The 20,031-nt window shown below is 77.4% G+C and carries 5 protein-coding genes; 1 reads left to right on the top strand and 4 read right to left on the bottom strand.

Going from position 1 to position 20,031, the window contains the following annotated elements:
• The coding region (locus ACIA5A_RS27960) for a type I polyketide synthase (RefSeq protein WP_396767419.1) at positions 1 to 1,925 on the bottom strand (1,925 nt) is incomplete at its 3' end.
• 229 nt (positions 1,926 to 2,154) lie between these two features.
• On the opposite strand from ACIA5A_RS27960, the gene ACIA5A_RS27955 reads away from it, so the two are divergent.
• Positions 2,155 to 2,910, top strand: a complete 756-nt coding sequence (locus tag ACIA5A_RS27955) for a thioesterase II family protein (protein WP_396767418.1) — start codon at positions 2,155 to 2,157, stop codon at positions 2,908 to 2,910.
• 52 nt (positions 2,911 to 2,962) lie between these two features.
• On the opposite strand, the gene ACIA5A_RS27950 is transcribed toward ACIA5A_RS27955, so the two are convergent.
• The 3 genes from ACIA5A_RS27950 to ACIA5A_RS27940 are packed head-to-tail and all read right to left on the bottom strand — an operon-like array spanning position 2,963 to position 19,989.
• Positions 2,963 to 3,850, bottom strand: coding sequence for a class I SAM-dependent methyltransferase (locus tag ACIA5A_RS27950; protein ID WP_396767417.1), 888 nt, complete (start codon positions 3,848 to 3,850; stop codon positions 2,963 to 2,965).
• Between the two features lie 30 nt (positions 3,851 to 3,880).
• Positions 3,881 to 5,443, bottom strand: a complete 1,563-nt coding sequence (locus ACIA5A_RS27945; protein ID WP_396767416.1) for a bifunctional 3-(3-hydroxy-phenyl)propionate/3-hydroxycinnamic acid hydroxylase — start codon at positions 5,441 to 5,443, stop codon at positions 3,881 to 3,883.
• A gap of 29 nt (positions 5,444 to 5,472) precedes the next feature.
• The gene (locus tag ACIA5A_RS27940) at positions 5,473 to 19,989 is read right to left on the bottom strand and encodes an SDR family NAD(P)-dependent oxidoreductase (protein WP_396767415.1); all 14,517 of its coding nucleotides are present in this window, start codon (positions 19,987 to 19,989) and stop codon (positions 5,473 to 5,475) included.
• Positions 19,990 to 20,031 lie beyond the last annotated feature (42 nt).

The following is a 20,031-nucleotide window of genomic DNA, read 5'->3' as shown; positions in this document are numbered from 1 at the left end:
CACGACGACACCAGCTCCCACAACGCCACCTCCACCGCGAACAAACCCGCCTGCGCGAACACGGTCCGGTCCAGCAGCTCACCGCCGTCGAACACCACCTCCCGCAACGAACGATCGAGGCGACCCTCGAACCCCGCGCACACCCGGTCGAACGCCTCCTCGAACACCGGAAACGCCGCATACAACTCCCGACCCATGCCGGGACGCTGCGACCCCTGACCGGTGAACACCACCGCCCGCCGACCCGACGACGCCTCCCCCGTCACCACACCGGGCGCCGATCCGCCCCCGGCGATCGCCGTCAACCCGGCCAGCAACGAATCCCGGTCCGCACCCACCACCGCCGCCCGGTGCGCCAACGCGGCCCTCGTGGTCGCCGAGGAGAAGCCGACGTCGGCCGGCGACAGGCCGGCGTTGGCGCGCAGGTGGTCGAGCAGCCGGGCCGCCTGCGCCGCCAGGGCGTCCGCCGACCGCCCCGACACCAGCCACTGCACCACCGGCAGCGCGTCCGCGTCGAGGGCGGCCGGCGGCTCGTCCTCGACCGCTGTGGGCGCCTCCAGGACCACGTGCGCGTTGGTGCCGGAGATGCTGAACGAGGAGACGGCCGCGCGGCGGGGCCGGTCCGTCGCCGGCCAGGGCCGCGCCGACGTGGCCAGTTCCACCGCCCCGGCCGACCAGTCCACCTTCGACGACGGCGCGTCCACGTGCAGCGTGGCCGGCACCACGCCGTGCCGCATCGCCTGCACCATCTTGATCACGCCGGCCACCCCGGCGGCGGTCTGGGTGTGCCCGATGTTGGACTTGATCGAGCCGAGCAGCAGCGGCGTCTCGCGTTCCTGCCCGTACGTGGCCAGCACCGCCTGCGCCTCGATCGGATCGCCGAGCGTGGTGCCGGTGCCGTGCGCCTCCACCACGTCCACCTCGGCGCCGGACAACCGGGCGTCGGCGAGCGCGGCCCGGATCACCCGCTGCTGCGACGGGCCGTTCGGCGCGGTCAACCCGTTCGACGCGCCGTCCTGATTGACCGCCGTGCCGCGTACCACGGCCAGGACCCGGTGGCCGAGCCGCTCGGCGTCGGCGAGGCGTTCGACGAGCAGCACGCCGATGCCCTCGCCGAGCGCGGTGCCGTCGGCGGCGTCGGCGAACGCCCGGCAGCGGGCGTCGGAGGACAGGTTGTTCTGCCGGGTGAAGTCCACGAAGATCGACGGGGTCGGCAACACCGTCACACCGCCGGCCAGGGCCAGGTCGGACTCGCCGGCGCGCAGCGACTGCACGGCCAGGTGCAGCGCGACGAGCGACGAGGAGCAGGCGGTGTCGACGGTGACGGCCGGCCCCTCGAACCCGAGCGCGTACGACACCCGGCCGGAACTGACGCTTCCGGCGCTGCCCAGCCCCAGGTAGTCGGCGACCCCGTCCGGCACGTCCGCGGCGCCGGCCGCGTAGTCGGCGTGGGTCAACCCGGCGAAGACGCCGACGCGCCCGCCACGCAGGCCGGTCGGGTCCACGCCGGCGGACTCGAACGCCTCCCAGGACACCTCCAGCAGCAGCCGCTGCTGCGGGTCCATCGCCAGGGCCTCCCGGGGGGAGACGCCGAAGAACGCCGGGTCGAAGCCGGCGGCGTCGGCCAGGAAACCGCCGTCACGCACGCAGGACGTGCCGGGGCGTTCCCGCTCCGGGTCGTAGAGTGTGGCGAGGTCCCAGCCCCGGTCGTCGGGGAACGGGCCGATCGCGTCCCCACCGGCCGCCACCAGGTCCCACAGCGCGTCCGGCGAGGTGATCCCGCCGGGGAACCGGCAGGCCATGCCGACCACGGCGATCGGCTGGCGGGCGGCGTCCTCCACGTCGCGGAGCCGTTGCCGGGTCCGCCGCAGGTCGGTGGTGACCCTCTTCAGATACTCCCGGAGCTTCTCTTCGGTGTCCATCAACCTGACCCTCGGTCGGCGGGGACCTGCCGTCGTCCGGCGCGCACGCGTCATCCGGGAGCCACGGGTCCCCTTTGCGGGGAAGCTATGGCGTCGCGCTGAGCTGCGACAACCCCTAACCCGTGGGCCCGGCCGGCTAGGGGTGGCCGGGCCGGCGGCGGCGCGGTTAGCGTCCGGTGGACCGCCCTGGCGCCCGGGTCGCGGGCGCCACCGCCGGAAGGACCACGTGACGATGACCGACCACGACAACGGCCTGTGGGTTCGCCGGTTCCACCCGGCCCCGGCGGGCGCCCCGCGGCTGGTGTGCCTGCCGCACGCCGGCGGCTCGGCGAGCTTCTTCTTCCCGGTGTCCCGGGCACTGTCGCCGGGCGTGGAGGTGCTCAGCGTCCAGTACCCGGGCCGGCAGGACCGCCGGCACGAGCCCTGCGTGCCGACGATCGATGAGCTGGCGCGGCAGGTGGCCGACGTGTTGCGCCCCTGGCGGGACCGGCCGTTGGCGTTCTTCGGGCACAGCATGGGCGCGACCCTCGGCTTCGAGGTGGCGCGGCTGATCGAGGCCGAGGGGCAGGCGGTGGCGCACCTGTTCCCGTCCGGCCGCCGGGCGCCGTCGTGCCACCGGCACGAGACCGTGCACCTGCTCGACGACGACGGGCTGCTGGCCGACGTGAAGAAGCTCAGCGGCACCAACTCGGCGGTGCTCGGCGACCCGGACATGCTGCGCGCCGCGTTGCCGGCGATCCGCAGCGACTACCGGGCGGCGGAGACCTACACGTACGCCGAGGGGCCGAAGCTGAGCTGCCCGGTCACCGTGTTCACCGGGGACGCCGACCCGAAGACCACCGTGGACGAGGCCAATGCCTGGGCGGAGCACACCACCGGCGCGTTCGACCTGCACGTGTTCGGCGGCGGGCACTTCTTCCTGGCGTCCCACCAGCCGGCGATCCTGCGTACCCTCTCGGCGGCGTTGACCGGCGCGGCGGTCGGCTGAGGATCCACGCCGGTCCCCGCCGCCCGGTCCGGGCGGCGGGGACCGCGGCGTCTCAGGGCTTCTGCGCCACCGCGATGACGTAGTCGAGCAGGCCCAGCTCCTTCTTGATCAGCTCGGTGTCCCGCCAGTGGTTGGCCATCCCCTTGACCGCGCTGCCCTCGGCGGCGGCGCGGAACGCGGGGTCGGACGGGCGGGCGGACTGGAACCTGCGCCACCCCTCCCAGGTGCGGTCCGCGATGGAGGTGACCTCCACGCCGGTGAAGCCGGCGGCGGCGAGCTGCTCGCCGTAGGTCGCCCGGTCGTGCCAGTTCTCGTCCGGCAGGCTGAACTTGACGAAGCTCAGCGGTCCCGAGCTGATCGACATGCGCGGGGTGTCGTCGCTCAGCGGGATGATGTCGGCGGTGGCGAGCGTGCCGCCCGGCCGCAGCACCCGGAACGCCTCGGCGAAGAACGCGCTGCGCGGGTGGAAGTGGAACGCCGACTCCAGCGCCACCACCCGGTCCACGCTGGCGTCCGGGAACGGCAGCGCGGTGGCGGTGCCGAGCTGGAAGTCGGCCCGGTCGGCCAGGCCCTCGCGGCGGGCCCGCTCCTGGGCGTGCTCGACGTGCCGGGGGGTCACGTTGATGCCGTGCACCTTCGCCACCCGGCGGTCCCGCAGCCAGGCGAAGTCCTGGTCGCCGTAGCCGAAGCCGACGTCGACCACGGTGTCGTCGGGCTTGAACCCGGCGGCGTCGGCGAGCTTGTCTGCAAGCGCCTGACCGGCCACGTCGATGCTGGTGACGCCCTCCTCCCAGTAGCCGACGTTCATGTAGCGGGAGGTGCGGGCCGCGAACTCGACATCCGGCGACTGGATCTCGTAGAAGCGGCGGACCCGGGTCACCGGGTCCTTGGTGGCCAGGGTCCGGATGACCCGGCCGAGGGTGCGGAGGTTCTCCAGCATGTCAGCTCCTCAGGGCTGTGCGGGGGTTGGTCAGGACTGCAGGGCGGGGGCGGAGACCTGCCGGCGCAGGTCGGCCACCAGCGTGGCGGCGGCGTCGGGGCCGGCGGCCACGCCGAAGAGGTAGAAGTCCGGCCGGATCAGCGCGGCGTCCGCGCCGCCCAGCCAGGTCGCGTAGACGCCGTCGAGGTCGGCCAGCCCGCCCGCCGCCGCGTCCTCGTCGGCCGGCCGCACGACCAGCCGGTACGCGCCGAGGTCGTCGAGGAACGCGACCGCGTCGTCGTCAAGCACGGCGGGTTCCCGGGTGAGCAGCGTGAAGCCGACGCCCACCACGTCGTCGAAGCCGCCGGTGCGTCCGTCGACGGTGACCCGGCCCTGCGGGGCGGGCTCGCCGGCGCGCGGCGCGGGCGTGCCGTCCCCGGCGCGGTGCAGCACCCCGTCCACGATCGCCTCGCGCAGCGAGCGGACGTGCCGCTGCTGGGTACGCCGGCGCAGCGCGGCGAGCATCACCGAGTCCCGGCCGGCGGCCTTCTTCTGGTCGGTCTCGCAGATCACCGCCCCGGAGTCCATCGACATCCGGATCGCGTGCTGCACGTGCGCGCGCCGTTCCGCCTGGTAGGTGTCGAGCAACGCCTCCCCGGCCCGGCCGCGGCGCACCAGGTCCAGCTTCCAGGCCAGGTTGACGACGTCCCGGAAGCCGGAACTCATGCCCTGCCCGAGGAACGGCGGCATCACGTGCGCGGCGTCGCCGGCCAGGAACACCCGCCCGCGCCGCCACACGTCGGCGGAGCAGGCCTGCGTGGTGTAGACGCCGTACCGGTCCAGCCGGGCGTTGTCCGGGGTGATGTCGAACAGCCCGAGCAGCCGCCACGCGCTGGCCTCGGTGCGGAACTCCTCCAGGGTCTCCCCCGGCACCCGCATGAACTCCCACCGCCTGTGGTTCGGGCCGGCGGAGACGGCGGTGCGCGGCCGGGCCGGGTCGCAGATCTGCAGGTTGTTCGGGGTGAACTCGCGCGGGGTGTGCAGCATCACGTCACAGACCAGCCAGTCGTGGGCGAAGTCCAGGTCGGTGACTGTCGCGCCGAGCCAGCCCCGGACGAAGCTGTTCGCGCCGTCGCAGCCGAGCACCCAGGACGCGGTGTGGGTGTGCCGGCCGCCGTCGCCGTCCACGGCGGTCACCTCGACCCGGTCGCCGTGGTCGACCAGGTCGGTCACCTCGACGCCTCGCCGCACCTGCACGCCGGGCAGCTCCGCCCCGCGTTCGGCCAGCCGTTCCTCCACTCCGGGCTGGTAGAACGACGTGGAGTCGGGCCACCCGGACGGGCCGTCCGGCGCGGCGCGCACGTGCAGCAGCGTACGGCCGAAGCCGTTCTTCCAGGTGTACTCGCCGGACAGCTCGGTCACGTCGCCGAGCCGGTCGGCCACGCCGCACGCGGCGAGGATCCGGCTGGCCTCGCCGTCGTAGGAGACGGCGCGCGGCATGCTGTACGGGGTGGTCCACTTCTCCAGCACCCGCACCGTGAAGCCGCGCTGCGCCAGCAGGATCGCGGCCACCTGGCCCACCGGGCCGTAGCCCACGATCAGTACGTCGGTCATCGCCGTCCCTCGTTCGTCCGCCTGGGCCGTCACAGCCCGAGTTCCGTGTCGATCAGGCTGAAGATCTCGTCGTCGCTGGCCCGGTCGAGGTCCAGGTCGTCGTCGGTGGCGGAGGCGCCGCGCATGGTCCGCCACTTGGCGACCAGCACCTCCAGCCGCGCCGCCACCTGGGTGTGCAGGTCCGCCTCGACCGTGGTCTCGGCGAGCGCCCGTTCCAGGCGTTCCAGCTCGGCGAGCACCGCCGGGGCGGCCTGCGCGCCGTCGGGCACCAGCCGGGAGCGCAGGTAGCCGGCCAGCGCCGCCGGGTCCGGGTAGTCGAAGACGGCGGTGGCCGGCAGCCGTTCCCCGGTCGCCTCGGTGAGCCGGTTGCGCAGCTCGACCGCGGTCAGCGAGTCGAAGCCCAGCTCGTGGAACGCCTGGCCGTCCCGGATGGCGTCCGGGCTGCCGTGGCCGAGCACCGCCGCGGCGGTGGCCCGGACCAGGTCGAGCAGCAGCGCGGACTGTTCCGCGCCGGTGAGCGCGCGCAGCCGCCCGGCCAGGTCGGTGCCGCCGGTGGTGGCGGCGCGGGCCTTCGGCCGATCGGCGCGGACCAGGCCGCGCATCAGCGCCGGCACGTGCGGCCGGCCGGCCAGCGCGGCCCGGTCGACCCGGGTCGGCACCAGGTGTTCCTCCGGCGCGGCGAGGCCGGCGTCGAACAGCGCCATGCCGAGGTCGGACGGGATGGCGAGCTGACCGTCCCGGGTGGTGCCGGCCCGGTCCACGCCCGCGGTCAGCGTGCTGGCCTGCGCCCACAGCCCCCAGGCGTACGCGCGGGCGGGCAGGCCGGCGCCGCGTCGCCGCCGGGCCAGCGCGTCCAGCCAGGCGTTGGCGGCGGCGTAGTTGCCCTGGCCGGGCACGCCGAACACGCCGGCCCCGGAGGAGAACAACACGAAGCCGGCGAGGTCGAGGTGACGGGTCAGCTCGTCGAGGTGGCGGGCGGCGTCCACCTTGGGCCGGAACACGGTGTCGAGCCGTTCCGGGGTGAGCGCGGTGACCACCCCGTCGTCGAGCACGCCGGCCAGGTGCACCACGGCGGTCAGCGGGTGCGCGGCCGGCACGGCGGTGAGCAGCCCCGCCACCGCCGCCCGATCGGCGACGTCGGCCGCGGCCACCGTGACGGTGGCGCCGAGCGCGGTCAGCTCGGCGGTCAGCTCGGCCGCGCCGGGCGCGTCCGGACCGCCCCGGCTGGCCAGCAGCAGGTGCCGCACGCCGTGCCCGGTGACGAGCCGGCGGGCCACCAGGCCGCCCAGCAGGCCGGTGCCGCCGGTGAGCAGCACCGTGCCGTCCGGGTCCCACGACTCGGGCATGGTCAGCACCACCTTGCCGACGTGCCGGGCCTGGCTGACGTAGCGGAACGCGTCCGGGGCCTGCCGGACGTCCCAGGCGCGCACCGGCAGCGGGCGCAGCGCGCCGGTGGCGAACAGCGCCAGCATCTCGGTGAGCATCCGCTGGATCTCGTCCGGCGCGACCTGCGTCAGGTCGTACGCCTGGTAGTCGACGCCGGGGTGGTCGGCGGCGACCCGGGCCGGGTCGCGCAGGTCGGTCTTGCCCATCTCCAGGAACCGGCCGCCGCGCGGCAGCAGCCGCAGCGACGCGTCGACGAACTCGCGGGCCAGCGAGTCGAGCACCACGTCCACGCCCCGGCCGCCGGTGGCGGCGAGGAAGCGGGCCTCGAAGTCGAGCGTCCGGGACGACGCCAGGTGGTCGTCGGGCACGCCGAGGTCCCGCAGCGCCTGCCACTTGCCCTCGCTCGCGGTGGCGAACACGTCCGCGCCGAGGTGGCGGGCGATCTGCACCGCGGCCATGCCGACGCCGCCGGCGCCGGCGTGCACCAGCACGGACTCCCCGGCCCGCAGCCGGCCCAGCCCGACCAGCCCGCGCCAGGCGGTGAGGAACACCACCGGCACGGTCGCGGCCTGCGCGAACGTCCAACCGTCAGGCATCGGTGCGAGCAGCCGCCGGTCGGTGACCGCGACCGGGCCGAAGCAGCCGGTGAACACGCCGAGCACCCGGTCGCCGGGGCGCAGGTCGGTGACGTCCGCGCCGACCTCGACGACCACGCCGGCGGCCTCCCCGCCGGGTGGGCCGGGGTCGCCCGGGTAGAGGCCGAGCGCGTTGAGCACGTCGCGGAAGTTCAGGCCGGCGGCGCGGACCCGGACCCGGACGTCGTACGCGCCGAGCGGCGCGTCGGCCGCGTCGGTGGGCACCAGCGCCAGGTGGTCGAGGCTGCCCCGGCGGGGCACGTCCAGCCGCCAGGCGGTCGCGTCGGCGGGCGGGGCGAGCGTCGGCGCGTCGGCGCGGCGGGCCAGCCGGGGCGCGTACGCGCCGCCGTCGCGCAGCGCCACCTGCGGCTCGTCGGCGGCGAGCACGGCGGTCAGGGTGGCCGCGTCGGGCTCGGTGTCGGCGTCGAGCAGCACGAACCGGTCCGGGTGTTCGGACTGGGCGGAGCGGACCAGTCCCCAGGCGGCGGCCGCGTCGGCGTCGCCCACCTCGCCGGGGCCGTGCACGCCGACCGCGCCGGAAGTCATCAGGACCAGCCGCGTCTCGGCCCAGCGCGGCTCGGCCAGCCAGCGCTGCACCAGCGCGAGCGCGTCACCGGCGAGCCGCCGCGCCCGGTCCGGGGCGGCGGGATCACCGTCCCGCGCGGGTCGACCGTCGCGAGACGCGACGAGTGGCGCGAGCACCGCGTCCGGCGGCGCGGCGCCGGCGTCGATCGTCGCGGCCAGCGCGGACAGGTCGGCGTGGCGCGACAGGTCGGCCGGGTCGGGCAGGTCGGTCCCGGAGGCCGGGTCGACGGTCGGCACCTGCGCGGCCGGGTCGGCGGCGTCGGCGCCCGGGGCGGCGAGCACGGCGATCCGGGCCGGGGCCGGCGCGGGCGGCGTGGGCAGCGGCTGCCAGGTCAGGTGGAACAACGCGTCGGTGACCGCGTCGTCGCGGGCGCCCAGCTCGGCGCGGGAGATCGGACGCATGGCCAGCGACGCCGCCTCGACCACCGGCGCGCCGGCCGGGTCGGTGGCGGACAGCGCGAACGCGTGCGGGCCGACCCGGCGCAGCCGTACCCGCAGCGTGGTGGCGCCGGTGGCGTGCACGGTGAGCCCGTTCCAGGCGAACGGCAGCAGGATCCGGTCACCTCCGGCGTCGGCGAGACCACCGAAGTGCGCGGCGTGCAGCGCGGCGTCGAGCAGCGCCGGGTGCAGCGCGTACCGGTCGGCGTCGGCGCGCGGGCCGGCCGGCAGCTCCACCTCGGCGTACACCTCGTCGTCGCCGGCGCGGACCGCGCGCAGGCCCTGGAACGCCGGGCCGTAGCCGTACCCCTCGTCGACCAGTCGCTCGTAGAAGCCGGTCAGGTCGACGGCGCCGGCGTCCGGCGGCGGTCCGGCCGGGGTGGCCGGTCGGGGCTCGGCGGCGGAGAGCGTGCCGCTGCCGTGCCGGGTCCACGGCGCGTCGGCCGGGCCGGCGGCGGGCCGCGAGTGCACGGTGACCGGGCGGCGGCCGTCGTCGGCGGCCGGGCCGACCGCGACCTGCACCTGGGTGGGCGCGTCCTCGGGCAGCGTCAGCGGGGCCTCGATGACCAGCTCGTCGAGGACCGGGCAGCCGACCTCGTCGCCGGCGCGCAGGCACAGCTCGACCAGCCCGGTGCCGGGCACCAGCACCCGGCCGGCGACCCGGTGGTCGGCCAGCCAGGGCTGCTCGGCGACCGCGAGCCGGCCGGTGAACAGGTGCCCCCGGCCGTCGGCCAGCGGCACCGACGCGCCGAGCAGCGGGTGCCCGGCGGCGGCCAGCCCGGCCGCGCCGACGTCGGCCGCGCCGCTGACCGGCCGGGGCCAGTAGCGGCGGTGCGCGAACGCGTACGTGGGCAGGTCGACCCGGCGACCGCCGGCCAGCACGGTCTGCCAGTCGACCGGCACGCCGCGCACGTGCAGCGCGGCCACGGCGAGCAGGAACCGGGCCCGGTCGCCCCGGTCGCGCTGCATCGAGCCCACCACCAGCGCCGGGTGGTCGTGCTCCTGGACCGTCTGCTCGATGCCTGGTGTCAGCACCGGGTGCGGGCTGCACTCGACGTACGTGTGGTGACCCTCGGCGGTCAGCGCGCGCACCGCGTCCGCCAGCTCCACCGGCTGGCGCAGGTTGCGGTACCAGTAGTCGCCGTCCATCTCCTCGCCGCCGAGCCAGCACAGGTCGGTGGTGGAGTAGATCGGCACCGCCGCCGGTCCGGGCGTGACGCCCTCGACGGCCTCGGCCAGATCGGCGCGGATCCGCTCCACCTGCGCGGAGTGCGAGGCGTAGTCGATCGGGATCCGGCGCAGCCGCACCCGGTCGGCCGCCAGGTCGGCGGCGAACGCGTCGACCGCGTCCGGCTCGCCGGAGACCACCACGTTCGCCGGGCCGTTGACCGCGCCCACGGACAGCCGCTCGCCGTAGCGGGCGACCCGGGCGCGGACCGCCTCGACCGGCAGCGGCACGGCGGCCATCACCCCGGCGCCGGCCAGCTTGCGCAACGCCCGGGCGCGCAGCGCCACCAGCCGGGCGGCGTCCGGCAGGGAGAGCACGCCGGCCACGCAGGCGGCGGCGATCTCGCCCTGCGAGTGGCCGACCACGGCGGCGGGCTGGACGCCGTACGAGCGCCACAGCTCGGCCAGCGACACCATCACCGCGAACAGCAGCGGCTGCACCACGTCGGCCCGCTCGGCGTCGGGCGTGCCGGGCGCCTGCCGCAGCAGGTCCCGCAGCGGGTGCCCCAGCCAGGGGCGCAGCGCGGCGTCGCAGGCGGCCATCCGCTCGGCGAACACGGGCGCCTCGTCGAGCAGGTCCAGCGCCATGCCGGCCCACTGGGAGCCCTGGCCGGGGAAGACGAACACCACCTTGCCGGTGGCGGTGACGTCGCCGCGCACCAGGTCGGCGGCGGGCGTGCCGGCGGCGAGCGCGTCCAGACCGGCGGCGACCTCCGCCGGGCCACCGACAAGCACGGCCCGGTGGTCGAAACCGGCCCGGGTGGTGGCCAGCGACCAGGCCACGTCCCGCGGCGACTGCTCGGGCCGCTCGGCGAGGTGGTCGCGCAGCCGGCGGGCCTGCCCGGCCAGCGCCTCCGGTGTACGCGCGGAGAGCAGCCACGGCAGCGCCGCCGGCCCGGCCGGCGGCTCGGCGTCGACGGCCGGCTCGGGCGGCGCGGCCTCGACCACCACGTGGGCGTTGGTGCCGCTGATGCCGAACGAGGAGACGCCGGCGCGCGCCGGCCGGTCGGCGCGCGGCCACGGCCGGGCCTCGGTGAGCAGGTCGACCGCGCCGGCCGCCCAGTCGACCCGGCTGGTGCGCTGCTCGGCGTGCAGCGTGCGGGGCAGCCGGCCGTGCCGCATGGCGAGGACGACCTTGAGGATCCCGGCGACGCCGGCCGCGGCCTGGGTGTGGCCGAGGTTGGACTTCACGGAGCCGAGCAGCAGCGGCGGGACGCCGTCGGGCCGGCGGCCGTAGGTGGCGAGGATCGCCTCGGCCTCGATCGGGTCGCCGAGCGGCGTGCCGGTGCCGTGCGCCTCGACCGCGTCCACGTCGGACGGGTCGAGCCCGGCGGCGGCCAGCGCGGCCCGGATCACCGCCTCCTGCGAGGGCCCGTTGGGCGCGGTGAGCCCGTTGGACGCGCCGTCGGAGTTGACCGCCGAGCCGCGGACCACGGCCAGCACCGGGTGCCCGCGCCGGCGGGCGTCGGAGAGCCGTTCCACCACCAGCACCCCGACGCCCTCGGACATGCCGAAGCCGTCGGCGGACTCGGCGAACGCCTTGCACCTGCCGTCCGGGGCGAGACCGCGCTGGCGGCTGAACCCGGTCAGCCCGGCCGGGCTGGACAGCACCGACACGCCGCCGGCGAGCGCCAGGTCGCAGTCGCCCTGGCGCAGCGCCTGGGCGGCCAGGTGCAGCGCGACGAGCGAGGCGGAGCAGGCGGTGTCCACGGTGACCGCCGGCCCCTGCAACCCCAGCGCGTACGCCACCCGCCCGGAGAGCACGCTGGCGGCGGTGCCGGTGAGCAGGTGTCCCTCGTCGGCGGTGGTCTCGCCGTCGTCGGAGGTGGCGCCGGGGGCGATCAGGTCGGCGTAGTCCTGGCCGTGGGTGCCGGCGAAGACGCCGGTACGGCTGCCGCGCAGCGTGTCCGGGTCGATGCCGGCGCGTTCCAGCGCCTCCCACGAGGTCTCCAGCAGCAGCCGGTGCTGCGGGTCCATGGCGAGCGCCTCGCGCGGGCTGATGCCGAAGAACGCGGCGTCGAAGTCGGCGAGCCCGGTGAGGAAGCCGCCGGCCCGGGTGTAGGTGCGGCCGGGCGTGCCGGGCTCCGGGTCGTACAGGTCGGCCAGCGCCCAGCCCCGGTCGGTGGGCAGGTCGCCGATCGCCTCGCCGCCGGCGTCGAGCAGCCGCCACAGCTCCTCCGGGGAGCCGATGCCGCCGGGGAACCGGCACGCCATCGCGACGACCGCGACCGGCTCGTCCAGGGCGATCGTGGCGGCGTCGGCGACCTCGGTGGCGGCGGTGCCGAGCAGCCGGGCGTGCAGGTGCGCGGCGAGCAGTTCCGGGGTGGGGTGGTTGAACACCGCGTGCGGGGCGAGCCGGAAGCCTGTCGCGGCGGAGAGCCGGTTGCTCAGCTCCACCGCCATCAGCGAGTCGAAGCCGAGTTCCTTGAACGGCCGGCGTGGTTCGATCTGCTCCGGCCCGGCGTGGCCGACGACGGTGGCGCAGCGGGTGCGGACCAGGTCGAGCAGGAACGCGGCCCGGTCCGGCTCCCCGAGACCGGCCAGGCGGTCGGCGAGTCCGGCGCCGGCGCCGGACTCGGCGACGACGGCGCGGCGCGGGGCCGGCGGCAGCAGCGCCCGCAGCAGCGCCGGCACCTCCCCGGTGGCGCGCACCGCGGCCAGGTCCAGCCCGATCGGCACCAGTGTCGCCGGCTCGGCGCGCAGCGCGGCGTCGAACAACGCCAGCCCGGCGGCGGCGTCCAGCGGGCGGGTGCCGGCGCGGGCGAGCCGGGCCAGGTCGGCGGCGGTGAGCCGGCCGGCCATCCCGTCGGTCTCGGCCCACAGGCCCCAGGCGAGCGCGGCGCCGGGCAGCCCGAGGTCGCGGCGGTGCGCGGCGAGCGCGTCGAGGAACGCGTTGCCGGCGGCGTAGTTGCCCTGGCCGGGGCTGCCGAAGACGGCGGAGGCGGAGGAGAACAGCACGAACGCGGCCAGGTCGAGGCCGGCGGTCAGCTCGTGCAGGTGCCAGGCGCCGTGCACCTTGGCCCGCAGCGTGGCGGCCCAGCGGTCCGCGTCGAGGTCGGTGAGCAGCGCGTCGTCGGTGGCGCCGGCGGCGTGCACGACGACGGTCAGCCGGTCGGCGAGCGGGGCCAGCACGGCGGCGAGCGCGTCCCGGTCGGCCACGTCGGCGGCGACCACCCGGACCGTGACACCCTCGGCGGCCAGCTCGTCGGTCCACGGCGCGGGCCGTCCGGCGCGGCTGAGCAGCACCAGCTCCCGCACCCCGTACGCCCGCGCGAGGTGGACCGCGACGTGCCGGCCGATGCCGCCGGTGCCGCCGGTGAGCAGCGCCGCGCCGCCGACCGGCACCGGCCGCGCGGCGGCGTCGGGCTCGGCGGCCGGGCGGAGCCGGGGCAGCCAGGCGCGGCCGTCGCGGACCGCGACCTCCGGTTCGTCGTCGGCGGCGGCCAGCGCGGCGCGGATCGTGGCGTCGTCGGCGGTCTCCAGGTGCAGCAGCAGGAACCGGTCCGGGTGCTCGGCGCGGGCCACCCGGAGCAGGCCGGCGGCCGGGGCGTGTGCCGGGTCGCCGTCGCGGACCGCCACCGCGAGCCGGGTGTCGGCGGCGCGCGGGTCGGCGAGCCAGCGCTGGAGCACGCCGAGCAGGTCCAGCCCGATCGTGTCGGCGCGCGACGCGACGGTGGCGTCCGGGTCGCCGTCGGGCAGCCGCAGCACCAGCACCGGCGGCAGCGGCCCCGTCGGGGGTACGGCGTCGGCGAGCGTCCACGTCGGCACCGGTCCGGTCGGGGCGGGCAGCCAGTCCACGGTGTAGAGCCCGGCCGGGCCGGTCTCCGGCGTCGGGGCGGCGGCGGACGGCAGCGTCACGGCCCGCAGCGCGATCCGGTCGACGTCGAGCACCTGCCGGCCGGCGTCGTCGACCGCGGTGAGCGTGACCGCGTCCGCGCCGGCCGGGGCGAGGCTGACCCGCAGCGCGTACGCGCCGGTGGCGTGCCGGCGCACGCCGGTCCAGTCGGTGGGCACGATCCGCTCCCCCGGCCCGGCCGACGGGGCGAACCCGGCCAGCGGCAGCAGGTCCAGCGCGGCGTCGAGCACGTCCGGGTGCACGCCGTACCGCTCGGCGTCCGGGTCGGCGGCGTCGTCGGGCAGCCGGACGTCGAGGTGCAGCCGGTCCCCGGCGGTCCAGGCGGCCCGCAGCAGCGGGTGCGTCGCCTCGACCGGTCGGGCGCCGGCCGGCGGCCAGGTCGCAGCCGGTACGCCGGGCGCGGCGAGCGGGTCGGCGGGGGCGAGCACCGCGTCGGCGACGGCACGCCACGGCTCGTGGTCCCCGGCGCGGACGTGGCAGCGGGCGGCGCGGCGACCGGCGGCGTCCGGGCCGGCGACGTCGATCTGCAGGTCGACCGCCAGGCCGGCGGGCAGCGGGGCCGGCTCCGGCATCCGCAGGTCGGCCAGGACCGGCGTGTCGAGACGCTCGCCGAGGTGGCCGAGCGCGTCGAGCAGCGCGGTGGCGGGCAGCAGCGGCGTCGTGCCGTCCGGGGTGGCCGGCCGGGTCGCGGTGAACCGTCCGGTGGCGAGCACCTGGCCGGTGCCGGCGACCGGCAGCACGGCGGCGAGCAGCGGGTGCCCGGTGTCGCCGGCGGGCGCGCCGGGCGTGGCGGGCAGCCAGTAGTGCCGGTGCCGGAACGCGTAGGTGGGCAGCGCGACGGGCGCGTGCGGGCCGGGGCCGGACAGCGCGGCCCGGTCCACCGGCACGCCCCGGACGTGCAGCCGGGCGGCGGCGGTGAGCAGCGCCGCCGGTTCGGCCGTGCCAGCGCGCAGCGTGGGCACGAACGCGAGGTCGTCGCCGCCGTCGACGAGGCAGGCCGCGGCCATCGCGGTGAGCACGCCGCCGGGCCCGATCTCCAGGAACGTGGTGGCGCCCTCGGCGTGCAGGGCGCGGACGCCGTCGAGGAAACGCACCGTGTCGCGGACGTGCGCCACCCAGTGCTCGGGTGAGGTGAGCCGGGCCGCGTCGACAGGCGCGCCGGTCAGCGTGGACACCACGGGCAGTTGCGGCGTTCGGTAGCTCAGCCCGGCGGCGACCTCCCGGAACGCGTCGAGCATCGGCGTCATCCGGGCCGAGTGGAACGCGTGCGACACCCGCAGCCGGCTGGTGCGCCGACCGGCGGCGCGCAGCGTCGCGGCGACCGCCTCGACCGCGTCGGCGTCACCGGAGAGGACCACGGCGGTCGGCCCGTTCACGGCGGCCAGCCCGACCCGTTCGGTCAGGTGCGGCGACACCTCGGTCTCGTCGGCCTCCACCGCCACCATCGCGCCGCCGGCCGGCAGCGCCTGCATGAGCCGGCCCCGCGCGGCGACCAGCGCGGCGGCGTCGGCGAGGGTGAGCACGCCGGCCACGTGCGCGGCGGCGATCTCGCCGATCGAGTGGCCGAGCAGCAGGTCGGGGCGGACGCCCCAGGATTCGAGCAGCCGGTGCAGCGCCACCTCGACGGCGAACAGCGCCGGCTGGGTGTGGCGGGTCTCGTCGAGCAGCGCGGCCCGTGCGTCGCCGGCGGGCGCGAGGACCACGTCGGCGACCGGGGGTCCGTCGAGGTGCCGGTCCAGTTCGGCGCAGGCGGCGTCGAACGCCTCCGCGTAGACGGGGTACGCCTCGTGCAACTCCCGGCCCATGCCGGTGTGCTGCCCGCCCTGCCCGCCGAAGAGGACGGCCAGCCGGCCGTCGGAGACGCGACCGGTGAGCACGCCGGCCGGGTCGGTGTCGCCCCGGCTCAGCGCCGTCAACCCGGCGCGGGCGTCGGCCGGGTCGCCGACCAGCAGCGCCGCCCGGTGGTCCAGCGCCGCCCGCGTGGTGGCCAGCGCGTACGCCACGTCGGCCGGGTCGGCGTCGATCCGGTCCAGCCGGCTCAGCAGCCGGGCCGCCTGGTCCCGCAGTCCTTCCCGGCTGGCGGCGGAGAGCAGCCACGGCACGACGCCGGCCGGGGCGGGGCGGGTGACCGGCGGCGGGGCGGGCGCGTCGGGAGCCGCCTCGACGACGACGTGGGCGTTGGTGCCGCTGATGCCGAACGAGGAGATCCCGGCGCGGCGGGGCCGGTCCACGTCGGGCCACGGCCGGGCGTCGGTGAGCAGTTCGACCGCGCCGGCCGTCCAGTCCACCTCGCCGGTCGGCGCGTCCACGTGCAGGGTGCGCGGCAGCGTGCCGTGGCGCAGCGCGAGCACCATCTTCATCACGCCTGCCACGCCGGCCGCCGCCTGGGTGTGCCCGAGGTTCGACTTGAGCGAGCCGAGCAGCAGCGGACGGTCCGCCGGCCGCCCCTGCCCGTACGTGGCCAGCAGCGCCTGCGCCTCGATCGGGTCGCCGAGGCGGGTGCCGGTGCCGTGCGCCTCGACCGCGTCCACGTCGCCCGGCCCGAGCCCGGCGGTGGCCAGCGCCCGCCGGATGACCCGTTCCTGGGCCGGCCCGTTCGGCGCGGTGAGCCCGTTGGACGCGCCGTCGGAGTTGACCGCGCTGGCGCGCAGCAGCGCCAGCACCGGGTGGCCGTGGCGGCGGGCGTCGCTGAGCCTCTCCAGCAGCAGCACGGCCACGCCCTCGGACCAGCCGGTGCCGTCGGCGGCCTCGGCGAACGCCTTGCACCTGCCGTCCGGCGCGAGTCCGCGTTGGCGGCTGAACTCGACGAACGCCTGCGGGGTGCCCATCACCGCGACGCCACCGGCGACGGCGAGCGCGCAGTCCCCGGCGCGCAGCGCCTGCGCGGCCAGGTGCAGCGCGACGAGCGACGACGAGCAGGCGGTGTCCACGGTCACCGCCGGCCCCTCCAGGCCCAGCGCGTACGCGACCCGCCCGGAGACCACGCTGCCGGCGGTGCCGACGCCGAGGTAGCCCTCGGTGCCGGGCGGCGCCTGGCCGACGTTCGCCGCGTAGTCGTGGTGCATCACGCCGGTGAACACGCCGGTGGCGCTGCCGCGCAGCCCGGTCGGGTCGATCCCGGCGCGCTCGAACAGCTCCCAGGACGTCTCCAGCAGCAGCCGCTGCTGCGGGTCCATGGCGAGCGCCTCGCGCGGGCTGATCGCGAACAGGGTGGCGTCGAAGTCCCCGGCGCCGGCCAGGAACCCGCCCACCCGCACGTACGAGGTGCCGGCCCGGTCGGGGTCGTCGGCGAACAGGTGCGCCAGGTCCCAGCCCCGGTCGGTGGGGAAGCCGGTGAGCCCCTCGCCGCCGGCTTCGAGCAGCTCCCACAGCTCGTCCGGGCCGGTGACGCCGCCGGGCAGCCGGCACGCCATGGCGACGATCGCCACCGGGTCGTCGGTGGTGACCGGGCCGGTGCCGGCGGCGGGGCCGGTGGCGGCGGCGTCGGTCGGGCCGGTGCCGCGCAGCAACGCGGCCAGGTGGCGGGTCAGCGCGGCGGGCGTCGGGTGGTCGAAGGCGGCGGTGGCGGGGAGCCGGGCGCCGGTGGCCCGGTTCAGCCGGTCGCGCAGCGCGACCGCGCGGACCGAGGTGAACCCGAGTTCGGTGAACGCCCGGCCGGGCCGGACCGCGCCGGGGCCGGGCAGCCCGGCGACCTCGGCGGTGGCGGCGCGGACCAGGTCGGCCAGGAGCCGGTCGCCGTCGGCGGTGGCGAGCGCCGCGAGCCGGCGGCGCAGCGCGCCCGCGTCGTCGTCGGGTCGGGCCGGGCCCCGCCAGGCCGGGTGGGCGGCGACCCGCTCGGCCGGGACGGCCACCAGCGTCAGCTCGTCGCCGTCGTGCGCGGCGTCGAACGCGGCGGCCTCGGCCCACGCCGGGCCGGTGACCCCGACCAGCCGGGCCGGCAGCCCGGCCGCGTGCCGCCGGGCGACGAGCGCGTGCAGCGCGGCGACGGCGGCCGCCGCCGGTTCCCGTCCGGCGGCGCCGAGCAGCACGTCGGCGGGGACCAGCACGGTGTACGCGGTGGCGGCGGCGTGCCGGGTGTCCCGGTCCAGCCGGCCGGCGAGGTCGAGCAGCCGGGCGGTGCGGTCCGGGTCGGCCAGGTCGACGTCGGACACCCGCAGCACGGCCGCCCCGACCGGTTGCCCGTCGCGGGGTGAGACGTCGGTGGCGGGTGCGGCGTCCGGCAGCAACCACACCGACCGGGCGCCGTACCCGCCGGCCAGGTGACCGGCCAGCGCCGCGCGTTCGGGGGTGTCCGCGCCGGCCAGCACCACCGGCGCGGCCGGGTCGAGCACCGTGGCCGCGTGCTCCCGGGCCGGCGCGGCGGCCGGTGCGGACACCGCGTGCCGGGCGGCGCCGGCACGCAACGCCACCTGGGCGGCGCCGGCGTCCACCACGGACGGCAGCAGCGCCACCGAGGCGGGGTCGGCGTCGGTGTCGACGAGCACGATCCGGCCCGGCCGGTCGGCCTGCCGGCAGCGGGCCCGCGCCCAGGCCACGGCGGCAGCCGGGACCAGGTCGGGGTCGTCGGGGTTCTCGGCGGTGGACACGTCCACCGCGCCGGTGGTCAGCACCACCACCCGGGCGCCGGCGTGCCGGCTGTCGTCGAGCCAGCCGGGCAACGCCGCCGGGTCGACGCCGGCCAGCACCAGCACGTCCGCGCCGCCCTCGACCGAGTGGGCGCCGGTGTGCACGTCCTCGCCCTCGGCGGCCAGCGCGTCGGCGACCGCCCCGGCCCGCGGCCCGACGACGGTCCAGCGCCGGCCGGGCACGGGGGCGGCCGGGTCCAGCGGACGCCAGGTGAGCCGGGTCAGCGACTCGTGGTGGGTGCCGTTGACCGCGCGCAGCCGGGCCGGCCGCTGCCGCAGCAGCCGCCGGGTGACCTTCCCGGAGGCGGTGCGCGGCACCTCGTCGATCTCGTACAGCTCCTGCGGCACCTTGTGGTACGCGAGCCGCTCGCGGCAGGCGGCGTACGCGGCGGCCGGCGCGAAGCCCTCCGGCGCGGGCACCACGAACGCGACAGGTACCTCGCCGAGCACCTCGTGCGGGCGGCCGGTGACCGCGACGTCGGCGACGCCGGGCACGGCGCGCAGCACGTCCTCCACCTCGACCGGGTGCACCTTCTCCCCGCCCCGGATGATCAGTTCCCGGTGCCGGCCGGTGACGAAGAGGTTCCCGTCGGCGTCGCGGCGGGCCAGGTCTCCGGTGCGGTACCAGCCGTCGCGCAGCGCCGCCTCGGTGGCCTCGGGCATGCCGTGGTAGCCGAGCATGACGCTCGGGCCGCGTACCCACACCTCGCCCTCGTCGCCGGTGGGCACGTCGCGGCCGGTGTCCGGGCTGACCAGCCGCACCTGGACGCCGTCCACGGCCCGGCCGCAGGAGCCCTCGGGCCGGGGCTCGTCCGGGCGGGTCACCGCGATCGAACCGCACGTCTCGGTGCTGCCGTACGCGTCGAGCAGCGGCGCGTCGAAGACGTCCTCGAACGCGCGGCGCAGCTCCCCGGTGGTGATCGCGCCACCGACCAGGCACACCCGCAGCGCGGGCGCGCGGAACCCGTCGGCGCGGGCGGCGTCGACCAGGTGGTGGTACATGGCCGGGACGCCGGCCAGCACGGTCGCCTCGTCCTCGGCGACCGCGGCCAGCACGTCGGCGGCGGCGAAGCCGTCGACCAGGCGGGCGCTCGCGCCGACCGCGGTCACGCTCAGCACGCAGCCGATGTGGGAGAGGCTGTGGAACAGCGGCAGCGGCCAGACCACCCGGTCGGCGGAGGTCAGCTCCGGCACCGGCACGTAGCAGGCGGCCACCGACCACAGGCAGGTGCGCTGGGTGGACAGCACGCCCTTGGGCCGGCCGGTGGTGCCGGAGGTGTAGAGCATCCAGGCGACCTCGTCCAGGCCGAGGTCGTCACGGGCGTCGGCGGTCGGCGCCGCGTCGACGAGCGCCGGCCAGGCCGTCGCCGGTTCCGGGTACGGCCCGTCGCCGGTCACCCAGATCCGCAGGTCGGGCCGGTCCGCCCGCAGCCGTAGGAGCTGGTCGAGGTGCTGCGGGTCGGTCACCACCAGCACCGCGCCGGAGTCGTCGAGCAGGTGGGCCAGCTCGGCGTCCGCGCTGCGCGGGTTCAGCGGTACACCGACCGCGGCGGCCCGGGTCACGGCCAGCCAGGTCTCCACCGTCTCCACCCGGTTGCCCAGGCAGAACGCGACCCGCTCGCCCCGGGCGACGCCCGCGTCGACCAGGTGCCCGGCCAGCCGGCGGGTGACCGCCTCCAGCGCGGCCCAGGACACCGCCCGGTCCGCGTCGCGGAACGCCACCTGGTCCGGCAGCCGGCCGGCGTGGGCCCGGAGCAGGTCGGGCAACGGCTGGACCAGGTCACTCCGAAGCATGTCAGCACATCCGTCCTTCGCCGTAACGGCCCAAGTCTGGCC

This window comes from Micromonospora sp. NPDC051300 (assembly GCF_044455315.1).
GTDB classification, from domain to species: Bacteria; Actinomycetota; Actinomycetes; order Mycobacteriales; family Micromonosporaceae; genus Micromonospora; species Micromonospora robiginosa.
The sequence above is the reverse complement of the archived record's forward strand: the minus strand, read 5'-3'. Positions and strand labels throughout refer to the sequence as shown.

What these genes read in the sequence shown, in the direction of transcription:
- ACIA5A_RS27945 (WP_396767416.1), bottom strand. Translation starts at nt 5,443, where the DNA reads ATGACCGACGTACTGATCGTGGGCTACGGCCCGGTGGGCCAGGTGGCC.
- ACIA5A_RS27955 (WP_396767418.1), top strand. Translation starts at nt 2,155, where the DNA reads ATGACCGACCACGACAACGGCCTGTGGGTTCGCCGGTTCCACCCGGCC.
- ACIA5A_RS27940 (WP_396767415.1), bottom strand. Translation starts at nt 19,989, where the DNA reads ATGCTTCGGAGTGACCTGGTCCAGCCGTTGCCCGACCTGCTCCGGGCC.
- ACIA5A_RS27950 (WP_396767417.1), bottom strand. Translation starts at nt 3,850, where the DNA reads ATGCTGGAGAACCTCCGCACCCTCGGCCGGGTCATCCGGACCCTGGCC.